General features: G+C 59.2%; 11 protein-coding genes and 1 other RNA gene. 3 read left to right on the forward strand and 9 right to left on the reverse strand.

What is annotated here, in order from left to right:
- Positions 1-133: 133 nt before the first annotated feature.
- The 9 genes from QZ498_RS16010 to QZ498_RS16050 form a co-directional block, all read right to left on the reverse strand.
- A complete protein-coding gene (locus QZ498_RS16010) occupies positions 134-853 on the reverse strand; it encodes an alanyl-tRNA editing protein (protein WP_294624047.1) in 720 nt (239 codons plus the stop codon).
- Positions 850-3291, reverse strand: a complete 2442-nt coding sequence (locus QZ498_RS16015) for a DUF3772 domain-containing protein (RefSeq protein ID WP_294624049.1) — start codon at positions 3289-3291, stop codon at positions 850-852. Before QZ498_RS16015 ends, QZ498_RS16010 begins: the two co-directional genes overlap by 4 nt.
- Positions 3288-4319 (reverse strand): cysteine synthase A, encoded by a 1032-nt coding sequence (locus tag QZ498_RS16020; protein ID WP_294624051.1) that lies wholly within the window; start codon positions 4317-4319, stop codon positions 3288-3290. The genes QZ498_RS16015 and QZ498_RS16020 overlap by 4 nt, the downstream gene beginning before the upstream one ends.
- Positions 4320-4380: 61 nt before the next feature.
- A complete protein-coding gene (locus tag QZ498_RS16025) occupies positions 4381-5472 on the reverse strand; it encodes an NUDIX domain-containing protein (protein WP_294624053.1) in 1092 nt (363 codons plus the stop codon).
- 4 nt (positions 5473-5476) lie between these two features.
- Positions 5477-5935, reverse strand: coding sequence for a TrgA family protein (locus tag QZ498_RS16030; RefSeq protein WP_294624055.1), 459 nt, complete (start codon positions 5933-5935; stop codon positions 5477-5479).
- A 1-nt stretch (position 5936) separates the two neighbouring features.
- On the reverse strand, positions 5937-7145 hold the full coding sequence (locus tag QZ498_RS16035) for a cyclopropane-fatty-acyl-phospholipid synthase family protein (RefSeq protein WP_294624067.1): 1209 nt from the start codon (positions 7143-7145) through the stop codon (positions 5937-5939).
- 72 nt (positions 7146-7217) lie between these two features.
- Positions 7218-8642 carry a deoxyribodipyrimidine photo-lyase gene (locus tag QZ498_RS16040; protein WP_294624057.1) on the reverse strand — a complete coding sequence of 475 codons (1425 nt, stop codon included), beginning with the start codon at positions 8640-8642 and terminating at the stop codon, positions 7218-7220.
- Positions 8643-8693: 51 nt separating this feature from the next.
- Positions 8694-9914 carry an aminotransferase class V-fold PLP-dependent enzyme gene (locus QZ498_RS16045; protein ID WP_294624059.1) on the reverse strand — a complete coding sequence of 407 codons (1221 nt, stop codon included), beginning with the start codon at positions 9912-9914 and terminating at the stop codon, positions 8694-8696.
- A 180-nt stretch (positions 9915-10094) separates the two neighbouring features.
- A complete protein-coding gene (locus QZ498_RS16050; RefSeq protein ID WP_294624061.1) occupies positions 10095-11801 on the reverse strand; it encodes a BCCT family transporter in 1707 nt (568 codons plus the stop codon).
- Positions 11802-12154: 353 nt separating this feature from the next.
- On the opposite strand from QZ498_RS16050, the gene QZ498_RS16055 reads away from it, so the two are divergent.
- The 3 genes from QZ498_RS16055 to ssrA all read left to right on the forward strand — a co-directional run.
- Entirely contained in the window at positions 12155-13393 is a 1239-nt protein-coding gene (locus tag QZ498_RS16055) for an aspartate kinase (protein WP_294624063.1), read from the forward strand.
- Between the two features lie 289 nt (positions 13394-13682).
- On the forward strand, positions 13683-15935 hold the full coding sequence (gene ptsP / locus QZ498_RS16060) for a phosphoenolpyruvate--protein phosphotransferase (protein WP_294624065.1): 2253 nt from the start codon (positions 13683-13685) through the stop codon (positions 15933-15935).
- 109 nt (positions 15936-16044) lie between these two features.
- Positions 16045-16159, forward strand: a transfer-messenger RNA (tmRNA) gene (gene ssrA / locus QZ498_RS16065); the annotation flags it as partial.

Below are 16159 nucleotides of genomic sequence, written 5' to 3' on the forward strand. Positions count from 1 at the left end.
ATTCGAACCCTGGAGACGGTTTCCCGCCTACACACTTTCCAGGCGTGCGCCTTCGACCACTCGGCCACCTCTCCGTGGCGCCCTCTTTAACGCCGGGTGATAGCCATGCGCAAGGGGGTTTTGCGCGGCTTTCTCAGCAATCCAGATGGATCGACACGCGCCGGTTCTGCCGGCCCTTTTTCTCGACCTTGCCAATCTTCACGCGCCCGATTTCACCAGTGCGCGCCACATGGGTGCCGCCACAGGGTTGCAGATCAACCTGTTCATCGCCCTCACCAATCCGTATAAGCCGCACCTGCCCTGCCCCGCGCGGTGGTTTTACAGACATCGTCTTGACCAAACCGGGGTTGGCTGCCAGTTCCGCATCGGTGATCCAGTCTTCCGTCACCGCAAGATCGCGATCAATCAACGCGTTCAATTCTGCCTCAAGCCCTTCCTTGTCATCCGGCGCCTCTGGCATATCAAAATCCAATCGGCTTTTCTCAGGGCCGATAGCCCCGCCTGTCACCGGCAAGGGAATCACGACCGAAAGCAAATGCAGCGCGGTGTGCATCCGCATATGCTTGTGCCGCCGCTCCCAGTTCAAGACTTGCACAACCTCGCACCCCACTGGGGGAAGCGCCTGCGGCTCTGCGGGTACGAGCGCGATCTCGCCAGCATCGGTCTTCACTGTCGTTGCCAGATCTAATGACGTGCCATCCCATTCCAAACGTCCACTGTCACCCGGCTGCCCGCCCCCTGTCGGATAAAACAGGCACCGATCCAATACGACACCACCCTCAGGCGTATGCGCCACGACCTGCGCCTTGGCGCGCGTCATGTAGGGATCATCGCGAAACAGCATTTCGCTCATGCATCGCCTCCATCCCCGTCGGTGCCGGTGTCCGGGTCCGCATCGCTTAGATCAGCCTCGTTGATATGCGCCGATGCATCAGACGAGGCAACACTCCGCGATTGCCCAGCAAACGCCTCTGGATTGCGCAGCCAGATATCCTGTTGCGCAAAGGGTATCTCGATTCCTTCTTCGGCAAAGCGGCGCGCAATTTCATGGTTCATGTCCGATTTGACGTTCAACACGAAGTTCACGTCACGCAGGATGGCGCGGATTTCGAAATCCATCGAGCTTGCGCCAAAGCCCTGGAACACCACGTAGGGTGCCGGATTTGCGAGAACCAAGGGATGCGCCTCACCGATTTCCAACAGGATGTCCTCGACCTTGCGGGTATCGGTCCCATAGGCCACGCCCACCGGAACGATCACCCGTCCCACGGTGTTGCCACGGGTGTAATTCGTCACCGTGCCACTGACGAAATCGGCGTTCGGCACGATCACATCGGTCCGGTCGAAGGTCTCAATCCGCGTCGACCGCACCGAGATGTCCTTCACCGTCCCGTGCTGTCCGCCTACCTCGATCCAATCGCCCTCCGAGATTGGCCGTTCAATCAACAGAATGATCCCCGAAACGAAGTTCGAAACGATGTTCTGAAGGCCAAAGCCAATCCCGACCGACAACGCACCGGCAACGATGGCCAGACTGCTAAGGTCGATGCCCGCGCTCGTTATGGCAATCAAGGCCGCAAGGAATATCCCGATATAGCCGACACCGGATACAATCGCATTACGCCCGCCGGGGTCGATCTTGGTTTTCGGCAGAACACTGTTCTTCAGCGCCCCTTGCAACAATCGTGTCACCACGAGACCGATGCCGAAAACAATTGCCAGCGTCAGGAAAATCGTCGGTGAAATCCGTGTCTCACCAATGGTGACACCCTCCACGAACTGCGTCCAAAGTTCGGTAAGGTCCGCCACCCGCGCGCCCCAGATCAAGGCGAAAAACGGTATCGACAGAATAATCAGCACAAAGCCGATAAGTACCGGAATCAGGGAATCCGCCGCCCCCTCGCGATTGCCGCTCAGCAATACGTAAAGCTCAACGACAAAGCGTTGCAGCACCAAAAGCGCCGCCAAGAGTAAAAGTGAAAACAAAGACGGCAGGATTAGCGATTGCGCTGCTTTGAAATATCCAACTGCGGCCAAGGCCGGTGCCACAACTGCCAGAACAAGCAGCACGCGGGACAATAGGCGCGCTGTACGGGCGCGAAAGGTCTCATCGCCCGGCTGTTCAGTGGAATTGAGCGCGTGCAGGTACAAAAGCCGCGCCAACCGCCACAGCAACAGCGCTGACGCGACCATAACCGGGAACAAGATCGCATTCGATGCGGCTTCGGTCCAGCCCATCGACCCTGCAGCCTCGCGCAGAAGCATGTAGATCGCCATCACAAGGCCAAGCGTCGCCGCATACCAACGACCGGCCATGCGCTCATCTGAACCAAGGTTCAGAGGTGGCAACCGCAGGTCGTCCGCCGGAAAGATGCGCGTGGCCAGCCAGCGGGCAAGAAGGAACACGAAACTTGCCCGCAAGAGCGCCGACAAAAACTGATCGGTCCGCAGCCCCACAAGACCCGTTGCATAGGCGGCCTCGGTTATCGCGAAAATCCCCGCAAAGGGCAAAAACAAGCTGCCAAGGGACACGAAAAACCCGGCAATCCAGCGACCCGCACCGGGTTTGTCCTTAAGAATGCGCCGCGTCAGCCGCTTGCTCCAACGCCGTCCCCGCAGAACAAGAATGACGCCCACGATCAACAGCACCGCAACGGCAGGTAAATTCTCCTTGGCCTCGTCGAACTGCGTCGGGTTCGACCAAGCAGCCAGGAACTCGGAATGCAGCACATGGCCACTTTTGAATAATGCCGTGGCCCCATCCGCCAGATGTACCGGATTCACTGGCGAAGGACCGAACTCCAGCAACTCGTCGGTCTGTCGGTCGCGAATGATCTGATCAATCCCCTTGATCAATCCGTCAGCACGGCTGTGTGCCAGTTCGGCACGTTTCACCGGGGCCTGCAAATCGGCCAGTCGCGCATTCAAAGTCTCGCGCTGTTGCGAGATATCCGCTGATTCTTGTCCGCCTTCGGGTGTCGGACCAAGCGCCTCGAGTTGACTGCGTACGGTACTGATCACCGATGACTCGGAAGTCTGCGCATTTTGAAACTGTTGACGCCAATTGACCAGTTCCTCGCGCAGGGTTTCCAGGGCCGCGGTCGAGGCCCGGCTTGTTTCAATAGCCTCCTCTGCGCGCGTCGCGACAGTGGACCACCGCTCATAGTCCGGGGTGCTCGGCGCGCCCTGTTGAGCATGAACCGCTGACGGCCCGAAGCTGGGCACCGCAACAATCGTCCCGGCAACCAGTGCCAGAAGAAGGCAAATCAGGCGGATCAAACGCCCCATCATTCGACAAAGACACCCGGTATGCTGCGAGGTGCCTGATCCAACCAACCAGGCGTCGGAAGATTCTTTTCTCGCAGGAACTCCGGGTTGAAGAGTTTGGACTGGTAGCGGGTGCCATAATCGCAAAGCACGGTCACGATTGTATGACCCGGCCCCATGTCGCGCGCCATTTTCATCGCACCGGCCACATTGATACCCGACGAGGCACCAAGGCAAAGCCCTTCTTCCTCGAGCATGTCAAAAACGATGGGAAGCGCCTCTTCATCGGTGGCTTGGTAACAGTAGTCGGGCTTCAGCCCTTCGAGGTTCTTGGTGATCCGCACTTGGCCGATCCCTTCCGCGATAGACCCGCCCTCGGCCTCAAGCTCTCCGGTGGTGTAGTAGGAATACAGCTTTGCCCCCATGGGGTCGACCAAGCCGATTTTGACCCCCTTGGATTGCAAGGCCATGGCCACGCCCGAAAGCGTCCCACCAGACCCACAGGCACAGATGAACCCATCCACCTTGCCATCTGTCTGGTCCCAGATTTCCGGCCCCGTGGTTTCGACATGCGCCTGACGGTTGGCGACGTTGTCGAATTGATTGGCCCATATTGCGCCATTTGGTTCGGTTTTGGAAAGCTCCCCTGCCAATCTCTCCGAATATCGTACAAAATTATTCGGATTTGAATAGGGTGCCGCCGGCACCTGAACAAGGTCTGCCCCGGCAAGCCGTAGCATGTCCTTCTTTTCCTGACTCTGCGTCTCGGGGATCACGATCACTGTCTTGAAGCCCATCGACGCCCCGACAAGCGCAAGGCCGATCCCGGTATTGCCGGCGGTGCCTTCAACGATCGTACCGCCCGGTTGCAGTTCACCCCGCTGCATCGCGTCACGAATAATGAACAACGCGGCCCGATCCTTGACAGACTGGCCGGGGTTCAAAAACTCGCATTTGCCGTAAATCTCACAGCCGGTTTCCTCGCTTGCCCGGCGCAACCGGATCAAGGGTGTGTTTCCGACGGCTTCGGCCAGATCTTTCGAAACTTGCATGCGCCCAAGACTCCTTGCGGCAGAAATTGTGTACCAGACTTAGAACCTGTGGCTTTCGAACTCAAGCCGATGCGCGCAGACGCGCGCGTTCTCGTTGTAGCCACAACAGGCTCAAAACCAATGGCCCGTTGTCCGCTTCACCGGTCTGCAAAAGACGCATCGCGTCGTCATATGGAATCACATGGGTTCGAATGTCTTCGTCTTCACTATCCAGACCACCCAGCCGGTTTTCCATGTCAGGCAATTCGCACAACCCAAGAAAGAGATGAAAATACTCGGTCGAACATCCAGGCGTGCAGTAGTGGCTGCTGATGTGCTCGACACTTTGCAGGTTCACGCCCGCCTCTTCCAGGCATTCGCGCTGCGCCGTTTCAACCGGATCCTCACCGGCATCAACACGCCCGGCCACCGGCTCAAGCATCCAAGGCCGCACATCGCCGCGGCCATAAGGCCCCATCCGGAATTGCTCGACAAGAAGAACGCGATCACGCAGCGGATCATATGGCAAGATGATCGCCGCATCCGTCGCAACGAACACTTCGCGCCGCAGGCGTGGGCTCATCGCACCGTCGAATCCCGGATGTCGCAATTCGTAAGCGCGGGTCAAGAAGAAGCCCGCATGTGACGTTTCACAAGTCAGGCACTCCACCTTGTCGATGGTGGTCGCCGATCGCAGATTTGCAGGAACACCACGGTCCGCTGCCACCCGCGCCGAGGCGCGCGAATAGACCATATGCAATCGCCCGCGCAACTCCGCGGCAGACAACCGGCCCCGATGCCCCAAAATCTCTCCAACCGCCAAGGTTACGATATCTTCCCACGCCGTGGCCCAAGCATCGGCTCTCCACAGGTCTCCCCCCGCCACTTCAGGCGGCAAGAAGGCCTGCACCGCACGGCCCTCTACCTGACAGGGCGTCATCTGCCAGTCCAAAACATCCGACAAGAACCGCAAACGCGCCAAAGCCTCGTCATCGGCATTAACAATCCGGCCAGAAATCTTGTCCCCGCGCCGCTTTGTGTAGAATGGAAAAATCGAGTCCTCTGACCCCACAAGGCGCATATCGGTCAGCCCCGCATCGCGGCCCGCGTCCATGCCCAAACGGTTCATCAACGATGAGCGCGCCCAAGGGCCACAAAGAAACAGCTCGATCATCGGCTCACTGCCACTTCTGTTCGGCCCATTCCCCGATCAAACCAAAAAGCACGCCGCCACCCAAAAGCAAGGCCCAAAGCGGCCCGTTCAAAAGATACTGGCCATAATCCACAGCGATATTGAACATGCCCTCGAAGGCTTCAAACGGACCGCCGTACCGCTTTCGAAGTGACTCGGCGATCATTTGGTTGAAGCTCTGAAGGAACAACCCCCAGAATACCAAGGCCACGATACCAGTCAGCCCCGCACTCAGCCCATAGCGATAGCCATAGCCTAGTCGCGTCCCGGCAACGAACCAGCCGCAAAGCAAACCCAAGACCACGTTCACGTAATTGAAGGCCCCGAAATCCGTATGTGGGGGCATCACGTCGCGGATCATCTCGGAAGCGATCCAACCAAGAACCGCCAATCCCAAGGCAGTCACAAATTTACCCGCAGTGGGCATTCGATCCGTATAGGGCATCCTACCTTGGCCTTGCGATTGTAATCTGCGTCACATCGCAATTACCCCCTTGGAAGGCTCCCGCACAAGAGGTGAGATAGAAATTCCACATCCGGCGGAACCGGTCATCAAAGCCCATTTTGGCCACTTCGTCCCATTTCTCGTTGAATGTATCATGCCACCGGCGCAGCGTCTGGCTGTAACTGTCACCAAACTCGATAGAGCGTTTCACCTGAAGGCCCGCGCGCTCCACCTCATGGCGCAGGGCCTTCGGACTGGGTAACATCCCCCCGGGGAAAATGTATTTTTGAATGAAATCCACGCCTTTTCGGTAAGCGTCCCAACGGCTGTCTTCCACGGTTATGATCTGCAGGGTGGCTTGCGCTCCGGGGCGCAGCCGTTCGCGTAACGTGTCAAAGTAGACGGGCCAATACCGCTGCCCCACCGCTTCGAACATCTCGATACTGGCGATCCCGTCATAGGTGCCGCGCTCATCGCGGTAATCCTGCAACTTGAAGTTCACCTTGTCCGAAAGCCCCGCCTTCTCGATCCGGTCGCGCGCGTATTTGTACTGTTCCTCGCTGATGGTCAGGCAGGTCACCTTCAGCCCCCGTTCGGCAGCGGCATATTCGGCAAAACCGCCCCATCCACAACCGATCTCAAGCACATGATCGCCCGGGTTTACCCCCATCTGATCAACCATACTGGCGTATTTCTTGATCTGCGCCGCTTCAAGGCTCTCTTGGCCCGTCTCGAATATGGCCGAGGAATAGGTCATCGTATCATCAAGCCACAGCCCGTAAAAATCATTGCCCAGATCATAGTGATAGCTGATGTTCTTACGCGCCTGTGTCTTGGTATTGCGTTGAAACCAGAAGCGGATTTTCTCGTAAAGCTGCACAAGGCTCTGGCCGGGATAGCCATTGTACATCTCGTCATTCCCGGCATTCACGAGGTCCATGAAGGCCTGCAAATCCGGGGTGCTCCACCAGCCCTCCAGATAGGCATCGCAAAACCCAAGGTAACCCTCGCGCACCATCCGGGCAAAAACATCGCCATCATGCACGACGATCTCGGCCACCGGCCCTGGCTTGGCCCCATCGGCGCGAAACACCCGCCCATCTTCCAGACGAATATCCAAGCGCCCATGCTCAAGCTGCTTGGCCACGCCGTAACACTGCGAAAAATACCGTGGCAGGTTGGCCTGCCCTTTTGTCTCCGTCAGGATCATCCCGTTTCCTTGTTGTTCTTGGTTAAAGGCTATGGCGCGAGGGTCGGTTTCGGCAAGGGTTTTTCCCATTGGTCAGCCTTTCCAAGTCTCATAAACATCAAGCGCGCGGCTCCGGCCCTCTTTCAAGCCAACGATAGGTTCGTCCGGGTAAGGCATATGAGGATTAAGGCTCCATGCCCTCGGCACGGCATCGAAAAAGCTCAACGCGGTCTTCGTCGGCCCTTTCTGTCCTTCGGCAATCCACCGCCGCAAATAGGTGCCTTGCGCGTCAAACTTCTTGGCCTGCGTCTCGGGGTTGAAAACCCGAAAATAAGGCGTTGCATCCGGGCCCGAGCCCGCCGCCCATTGCCAACCCATGGCATTGCTGGCCGGGTCCCAATCGGTCAGGCAGTTCTCGAACCACTTTTGCCCAACGCGCCAATGGGTCATCAAATGCTTGGTCAAATACGAGGCCACGATCATCCGCGCACGGTTGTGCATCTTTCCGGTCACATACATCTCGCGCATGGCGGCATCGACAAACGGCACCCCGGTTCGCCCCTGCTTCCACGCCATGACCTTTTCGGTGTCCTCTTCCTCGGACCACGGAAAGCCGCGCCATTCCTCTCGCCAGCTCTGCTCGGTTATATGCGGTGTATGGTAAATCAGATGATAGGCAAACTCGCGCCAGACCAGCTCCTTCAGCCATGTCTCGGCCCCCGGCTTGCCTTCCTCCATCGCACGCAGGCCCGCATGCCAACACCGGCGCGGCGAAATCTCACCAAGCGCAAGGTTCTCCGACAGACCCGAGGTGCCATCCTCAGCCGGCAAATCCCGGGCCTCGTCATAGCTCCCTACGGCCTCCCCCATAAACCAACCAAGCCGCCCTTGCGCGGCCTCTTCACCCACACGTTGGTAAGGCCGGCAAACCTCGGCTCCACGGTTCATCGCGCGGCCGAATTGCCAATCATCCAAGCTATCGCTGGCCGGCCACGCCTTGGGGGCCGAAATATCCGTCGGCGCAGACAAGGGGGCGGCCACCTCTCTGCCCCGCACCGCCCGCCAAAACGGCGTATAGACCTTGTAAAAACCCCCAGTGCCGGTCTCCACCGTCCACGGCTCAAAAAGCAGGTGCCCCGCGTGGCTTTCAACCTCCACGCCATCCTCTTTCAACGCCGCCTTCACATTTTTGTCGCGCTCAATGCTCTGAGGGTCATAGAGCCGCGACCACATGACCGTGCCTGCCCCCAGCTCCTTGACCAAGCCGCGCAAGACCTCCAAGGCGTCACCTCGCCGCAGGATCAACCGACTGCCCAGCCCCTCAAGCCGACCGGCCAAATCGGCCAGCGACAGGCCCAAGCGCCATTTGGGCGCAGCCCCCAAGCCTTCGACCAGATCATCGCAGATAAACACAGGCACCACCGGCCCGCCCCGCGCCATCGCCGCCTCCAAGGCCGGATGATCGCTCAACCGCAAATCTCGCCGCAGCCATAGAATTGTCGGTCGATTGTCACTCATGCTCTGCCCCCGGGGTATTTTACCTTTCTACGGCCCGCAACGCGCCCCGGATCAAAGAATATCCTCCAAGGCATTCAAAAGGTTATCCACCTCGTCACGGCTCGTGTAATGCACGAAGCTCAGGCGCAATACGCCCTTTTCCGGGTCCACCCCCATGGCCCCCAAAGGCCGCACTGCGTAAAAGTCACCACCGCCCGCCATGATGCCCCGCGCAGCCAGCTCTTCGGCAGCCATGCCACCGGGCCGCGCCAAGGCTAAGGCCACCGTCGGCGCACGTCCCTCGGCCTCCGCAGGCCCCAACAAACGTACCGAATTGCGATCCTTCACCGCATCAAGGACAGGCTGCAACAATTCCACCTCATGGTCACGCATCAGGTCATGCACCCCCTGCCCGCGCGCCGCGGCATCCCCGGCGATCCCGTGATGTGCCGCCAAGGCATCCACATAATCCACCATCCCCGCACAGGCCGCCACCTGCGCATGATCCGGGCCAGCGGGCGTAAAGCGTTTGTACAAAGTGTCTGCGTTGAAATAATGCGCCTGATTGGGCAACAACTCGGCCAACTCGCGACGCATCACCATGATCCCCTGATGCGGACCATAGGTCTTATAGGCAGAGAACAGGTAAATATCCGGCCCCATGCCACCCACATCCGGAAAGCCATGCGGCGCATAACTGACCCCATCCACGCAGACAAAGGCCCCCGCCGCATGGGCGGCGGCGGTGATCTCGACCACCGGGTTGATCGCCCCCACCACGTTGGAACAATGCGGAAAACAGACCAAGCGCACCCGCTCATCCAACAGGTTTTCCAAATCCTCCAAGCGCAGCAGCCCGGTTTCCGGGTCAATGCGCCACTCGCGCACCTCGGTTCCCTCCTCGGCCAAGCGCCGCCACGGCCCCGAATTGGCCTCATGGTCCTGATCGGTCACGACAATCGCATCGCCCGGTTGCATCCACTGGCGAAAGGCCTGCGCCAGAACATAGGTGTTCTGCGTGGTCGAGGGTCCAAAACTCACCTCATCACAGGCTACCCCCAACAGCGCGGCCAGACGGCTGCGCGCTTCATCCATCTCCTCCCCTGCCAACCGGCTTGCCTCATAGGGGCCATAGGGTTGCACCTTGCGCTGCTTGTAATAGCGCGTCAGTCGGTCAATCACCTGCCCGCAGGTATAAGACCCGCCCGCATTCTCGAAAAACGCCTGTCCCTCGAGGCAGGCCTCGGAAAACGCCGGAAACTGGCTTCGCACGAAATCGGTATCAAGCTGCATCTGGGGGCCTCCTCATTGCTTGTGGGCAAGCTAAGGCGATTTTCCATCCTCCCGCAATCCCCGCTCCGTAGCCCTGACGGGCTTTGTCGCGAAAAGGCCCGTCAGGGCCGCTGAGCGCGGACACAAAAAACCGGCCCCGGAACTCTCCGGGGCCGGCTGTTTCATAGTCTGAAAAAAGGCTTAGCGCTTCTCGCTCGCCAGACCTTTCCAGATGGCATAGCACATCACCAGCAGAACCAGCGTGAAAGGCAAACCGGTCGAAATCACCGCCGATTGCAGCGACGCGAGGCCGCCACCGATCAACAGCACGATCGCAACCGCGCCTTCGAAGATGCACCAGAACACACGCTGCGACACCGGCGCGTCAACCTTGCCGCCTGCGGTGATCGTATCGATCACAAGCGAGCCGGAGTCTGACGAGGTGACGAAGAACACGATCACAAGCACGATGCCGATCACCGAGGTGATGGTTGCCAATGGCAAGGCCGCAAGCATCTGGAACAGCTTGAGTTCCAGCGGCGCGTCCTTGGCGGCGGTATAGCCGTCGGCCACCACCTGGTTGAGCGCGGTACCACCGAAGACAGTCATCCACAGGATGCAAACGGTGGTCGGAATCAACAGCACGCAGACGATGAATTCACGCACGGTGCGGCCACGGCTCACACGGGCGATGAACATACCAACGAAGGGTGACCAGGAGATCCACCACGCCCAGTAGAACGAAGTCCAGCCTTGGCTAAAGTTCACGTCTTCCCGACCAAACGGGTTGGACAGTGCAAAGATGTTCTGGAAATAGGCCCAGATACTGTCAAAGAACAGCGTGATCAGGAAGATCGGGCCACCGACGAAGAACACGAAGAGAAGCAGCAGCGCCGCAAGCCCCATGTTGATCTCCGACAGAACTTTCACGCCACCATCCAGGCCGCGGATGACCGACACCAAAGCAACCGCCGTGATCGCAGTGATCAACAGCACCAGAAGGAGCGGGTTGTTGGCGACGCCGCTTTCCTCGCTGTTGCCATAGGTGATGCCCATGAAGGCGCGTGTGCCTTCCGCCGCATCACCGGAGCCGAACAGGAACGTCAAGCCAGACGCGGTTTGTTCCGCCCCGAAGCCAAGCGATGTCGCCAGACCAAAGAGCGTTGCGAAAACCGCCAGTGTGTCGATGATGTGTCCGGTCCAACCCCACACGCGATCCCCGAACAGCGGGTAAAACGCGGAGCGCAGGGTCAGCGGCAGGCCTTTGTTATAGCTAAAGAGCGCGAGAGCCAGTGCCACAACCGCATAGATTGCCCAAGGGTGCAGCCCCCAGTGGAAAATCGTTGCCGCCATGCCAAGGCGTTGCGCCGCAGCCTCGTCACCTCCCGCAGCACCCGCCGGGGCCCAGTCGGTCCGAATACCATCTTCCCCGACGGAAGTGCCGCCAAGCGAGCTTGAGAAGTGGCTCATCGGTTCAGAGACACCGAAGAACAGCAGACCGATACCCATACCGGCCGCAAATAGCATCGCGAACCAACCGATATAGCCATAATCGGGCGACGCGTTTGCCCCGCCAAGGCGCACGCTGCCATAGGGCGTTACGATCAATAGCAGGCAGAAAAGGACAAAGATGTTTGCAGCCCCGAGGAAGAACCAGTCAAACCCCTTGGTGACAGCCGAAAACAACCAGCTGAACACATTGCTTGCCTGATCTGGCAAGGCGAGTGAGTAAAAGACGAAGATGACAACCGCCAGCCCCGAGATGAAGAAGACCGGGTTGTGAATGTCCAGTCCGAATGGCCCGATCTTCGTTTCGATATTATCCTGACCGATCTCGTAATCGGTCTCAATGATATCCGCTGGCCCCTCGGGCGCAGGAATACCCTGATTTGTTGATTCATCGGCCATGAAGGCCCCCCTTGATTGATTGCCGATCCGCCGCTTGCTCTACCTTGGGGCGTATTCGTCACCCCATGGCTTGGCACGTCTGGCCTATATCGGCGGCTCCCTAGTTACGCGAACGGCACCGCGGATGAGTCCGTTGCTCTTGTCATTTGAGAGAAGGCACAGCCCTGTCCGCTCTCCGTCCGGGAAGGGTAACAACCCTTTAGCGGGCAGATCAAGCCGTTGCGGCGCTTTCCGGGCGGAAAGCGACCTGTACCTTGGTCGCTTCTCAGCGTGGCAGGCCTGCGGCACCTCGCCTATTGCCCTTCCCCGCAAGGCCGCGTACATGGCGCACAGACTGCTGTAAGGACGCCTCAATGCCCGTTCTCGTGATGAAATTCGGCGGCACATCCGTCGCAACGCTTGACCGAATCCGCCGTGCCGCCAAGCGCGTGGGCGTCGAAGTGGCCAAGGGGTATGACGTGATCGTCATTGTCTCGGCCATGTCGGGGGAAACCAACAAACTGGTGGGTTTCGTGGGCGAAACCTCACCGCTTTACGACGCGCGGGAATACGATGCCGTGGTCTCCTCGGGCGAAAACGTCACCGCTGGCCTCATGGCGCTCACCTTGCAGGAAATGGATGTCCCGGCGCGCAGTTGGCAGGGCTGGCAGGTGCCGCTCAAGACCACTTCTGCCCATTCCGCCGCCCGCATCGAGGAAATCCCGACCGACAACATCAACGCCAAATTCGCCGACGGGATGCGCGTCGCCGTGGTCGCAGGCTTCCAGGGCATCTCGCCCGAAGGCCGCATCACAACGCTTGGACGGGGCGGCTCGGATACCACCGCCGTGGCCTTTGCCGCTGCCTTCGACGCGGAGCGCTGCGATATCTACACCGATGTCGATGGCGTCTACACCACCGACCCCCGTATCGCCGACAAGGCCCGCAAACTCGATCGCATCGCCTTCGAGGAAATGCTCGAACTGGCTTCGCTTGGGGCGAAAGTGCTGCAAACCCGCTCGGTCGAACTGGCCATGCGCTATAACGTCAAGCTGCGCGTTCTCAGCAGCTTCGAAGAACAATCAGACGACGCAGGAACCCTGGTCTGCGCCGAGGAGGAAATCGTGGAATCAAATGTTGTAAACGGCATCGCCTATTCCCGCGACGAGGCGAAAATGACCCTCATTTCCGTTGCCGACCGCCCCGGCATCGCCGCCGCCATCTTCGGGCCGCTGTCGGATGCGGGCGTCAACGTCGATATGATCATTCAGAACATCTCGGAAGAAGGCCGCACCGATATGACCTTCTCCTGCCCCACCGATCAGGTGGCGCGCGCCGAAAAGGCTCTTGCCGAAGCCAAGGAGCGCGGCGAGATCAACTACCACGACCTCGTGGCCGACACCAACGTCGCCAAGGTCTCAGCCGTGGGCATCGGTATGCGCAGCCAATCGGGCGTCGCCGCGAAAATGTTCAAAACGCTGTCCGACGAAGGTGTGAACATCAAGGTCATCGCAACCTCCGAGATCAAGATCTCGGTCTTGATTGATCGCAAGTACATGGAGTTGGCCGTGCAATCCCTGCACGACGCTTTCGAGCTGGACAAGACTGCCTGAGCCCACTGCAAGACACCAGCGATAGACAAAACAATCTTACTGGCGCTCGGGTCACGCAGTGTTGTGGACCGTGCCAGCCGCGCCCTGTCCCTGGCGCGTACGCGCACCCGCGCGAAGCATCAACGAAAGTTTCTTTCCTCCGCAGAACACAACCATAGCATGTGCGGCACAATGTTGCGCAAACGACACTCCAATACGCAACATTGACGTTTCACAAAGAGTGTAACCTGTGGTTTAACCAAGACCGCTCAAGGTCCACCTTGGCCGCCTCGAAAGGTCCATTCACGCGATGACAGGCTCCAGCGACCATATCGAAACAGACAGCCGCCAAATGCTGTCACGTCTGCGGGCCGTCATGGCCGAAGATGCCGCCGGTCAACAAAGGCTCGACCGCATCACGCTGCTGATCGCCGAAGAAATGAAGACCGAGGTCTGCTCGATCTACCTTTTTCGCGATGAAGATACGCTTGAGCTTTGCGCCACAGAAGGTTTGAACCCGGACGCTGTGCACGAAACCCGCATGAAGCTTGGCGAAGGGCTGGTGGGCCGGGTGGCGCGCACCGGGACGATCGTCAACACCGAAGATGCCCCCGGGGCAAAAGGCTTTCGGTTCATGCCGGAAACCGGCGAAGAAGCCTACTCCGCGTTCCTTGGTGTGCCGATTCAGCGTCTTGGCGAGATGCTGGGCGTATTGGTCGTCCAATCCAAGGATTCGCGCATCTTTTCCGAAGAAGAGGTCTATGCCGTCGAAGTCGTCGCCATGGTCATCGCCGAGATGGCCGAACTGGGTGCTTTCGTGGGCGAAGGTGCGGCCATGTCCGCCCGTCACCAACAAGCGGTCTTGTTCCGTGGAACCTCGGCCCAGGAAGGAGCCGCGCAAGGGCATGTATGGCTGCACGAACCGCGTGTGGTGGTGACCAATCCGATTGCCGAGGATCCACACCGCGAAATGCAACGGCTCAACGAGGCCGTGGAAAACTTGCGCGTTGGTGTCGACCGCATGCTCTCGACGGCCAAGACCGGCGACAAGGAACAATTGCAGGTGTTAGAGGCCTACCGGATGTTCGCCAACTCCAAGGGTTGGATGCGACGGATGGAGGAAGACATCGCCCGCGGCCTTTCGGCCGAGGCCGCCGTGGAAAAGGAACAATCCACCGCCCGTGCCCGCATGGGTCAGGTCACCGATCCCTATCTACGCGAACGCCTCCACGATCTGGATGACCTCTCGAACCGCCTCCTGCGCATCCTGACTGGCCAAGGTCATGAAACCGGTGCGGAAATGCCCGCAGATCCGATTTTGATTGCCCGCAATATCGGCCCTGCCGAGTTGCTGGATTATGGTCGCAACCTGAAAGGCATCGTCCTCGAGGAAGGCTCGGTCGGCTCACATGCGGCCATCGTGGCGCGCGCCTTGGCGATCCCGCTGGTCATCCATGCAAGTCGTATTACCAACGAAGCGCTGAACGGCGACCATATCCTTGTCGATGGCGAGCAGGGAATCGTACACCTGCGCCCGGACGACACCGTGGTCGCGGCCTTCCGGGACAAGATGGCGATGCAGGCGAAGGCGCAAGAGCGCTATGCCTCGATCCGCGAAAAACCGGCGGAAACCCTTTGCGGCCAACGCATCGCACTGCATATGAACGCGGGTCTGATGGCCGATTTGCCCAGTCTGGAAAGTTCCGGCGCCGAAGGCGTCGGCCTGTTTCGGACCGAGTTGCAATTCCTCATACGCAACCACATGCCAAAGCGCGCCGAATTGAGTGAGCTTTACTCGCGCGTCATGGATGCCGCCAAGGGCAAGCGCGTGGTCTTTCGCACGCTCGATATCGGCTCCGACAAGGTGTTGCCCTACATGAAGGCCGTGGAGGAACCAAACCCGGCGCTTGGCTGGCGCGCTGTGCGCGTGGCGCTTGACAAGCCGGGTGTGATGCGAATGCAGCTTCAGGCGCTCGTCCGTGCCGCCGCAGGGCGCCCCTTGACGGTGATGTTTCCCTTCATCGCGCAGCGCGAGGAATATTTCGCCGCCCGCGCCGAGATGGACAAGGCGCTTGAACGCGAACGCATCCTTGGCCACCCCTTGCCCGAAAGTATTGAGGTGGGCGCGATGCTGGAAACCCCCTCGCTCGCCTATGCCACGAACAGTTTTTTCGAGGCTGTGGATTTTCTCTCGATCGGGGGCAATGACCTCAAGCAGTTCTTCTTTGCCGCCGACCGTGAAAACGAATTGGTGCGCAAGCGTTATGACACGCTTAACGTCTCCTTCCTGAGCTTCATCGAGCATATCGTTGACCGCTGCGCCGAAACCAACACCCCGCTCAGCTTTTGTGGCGAGGACGCAGGCCGCCCCGTCGAGGCCGCCTGTTTCGCCGCCATCGGCCTCGACAGCCTCTCGATGCGCCCCGCCTCCATAGGCCCGGTCAAATCTATTTTGCGCCGCACCAACCTCATTGAGCTGCGCAACGTGATCGACCGCGCCCGCGATGAAGGCGCGCAATCGGTGCGTCCGGCGGTCATGGAATATCTCCGCGGCAAGCTTTGAGCGCCCGAGTTTCGTAAGACTCGTACGAAGGGTTTTGATATACCTGCTTTTTTCGTACGAAAATCGGGGGTTAAGCGTACGACTCGTACGAAAGTTTTCGCCCGCATACCCCCTTTGCAAAGCCACTCAGTTTGCCTATGTATGTGTTGTTCCTTCGGGAACTATGGACATAAACGCGCTCGTAATAAGCGGATCGGACCCGGGGGCGGTACCCGGCGGCTCCA

The sequence above is a fragment of the uncultured Roseovarius sp. genome (genome assembly GCF_913057115.1).
GTDB lineage: Bacteria > Pseudomonadota > Alphaproteobacteria > Rhodobacterales > Rhodobacteraceae > Roseovarius.

Bases quoted from the DNA above. Each gene is read 5' to 3' on its own strand.
- QZ498_RS16025 (WP_294624053.1), bottom strand. From the start codon at position 5,472: ATGATCGAGCTGTTTCTTTGTGGCCCTTGGGCGCGCTCATCGTTGATG.
- QZ498_RS16035 (WP_294624067.1), bottom strand. From the start codon at position 7,145: ATGATCCTGACGGAGACAAAAGGGCAGGCCAACCTGCCACGGTATTTT.
- QZ498_RS16045 (WP_294624059.1), bottom strand. From the start codon at position 9,914: ATGCAGCTTGATACCGATTTCGTGCGAAGCCAGTTTCCGGCGTTTTCC.
- QZ498_RS16050 (WP_294624061.1), bottom strand. From the start codon at position 11,801: ATGGCCGATGAATCAACAAATCAGGGTATTCCTGCGCCCGAGGGGCCA.
- QZ498_RS16015 (WP_294624049.1), bottom strand. From the start codon at position 3,291: ATGATGGGGCGTTTGATCCGCCTGATTTGCCTTCTTCTGGCACTGGTT.
- QZ498_RS16040 (WP_294624057.1), bottom strand. From the start codon at position 8,642: ATGAGTGACAATCGACCGACAATTCTATGGCTGCGGCGAGATTTGCGG.
- QZ498_RS16055 (WP_294624063.1), top strand. From the start codon at position 12,155: ATGCCCGTTCTCGTGATGAAATTCGGCGGCACATCCGTCGCAACGCTT.
- QZ498_RS16020 (WP_294624051.1), bottom strand. From the start codon at position 4,319: ATGCAAGTTTCGAAAGATCTGGCCGAAGCCGTCGGAAACACACCCTTG.
- QZ498_RS16030 (WP_294624055.1), bottom strand. From the start codon at position 5,935: ATGCCCTATACGGATCGAATGCCCACTGCGGGTAAATTTGTGACTGCC.
- ptsP (WP_294624065.1), top strand. From the start codon at position 13,683: ATGACAGGCTCCAGCGACCATATCGAAACAGACAGCCGCCAAATGCTG.
- QZ498_RS16010 (WP_294624047.1), bottom strand. From the start codon at position 853: ATGAGCGAAATGCTGTTTCGCGATGATCCCTACATGACGCGCGCCAAG.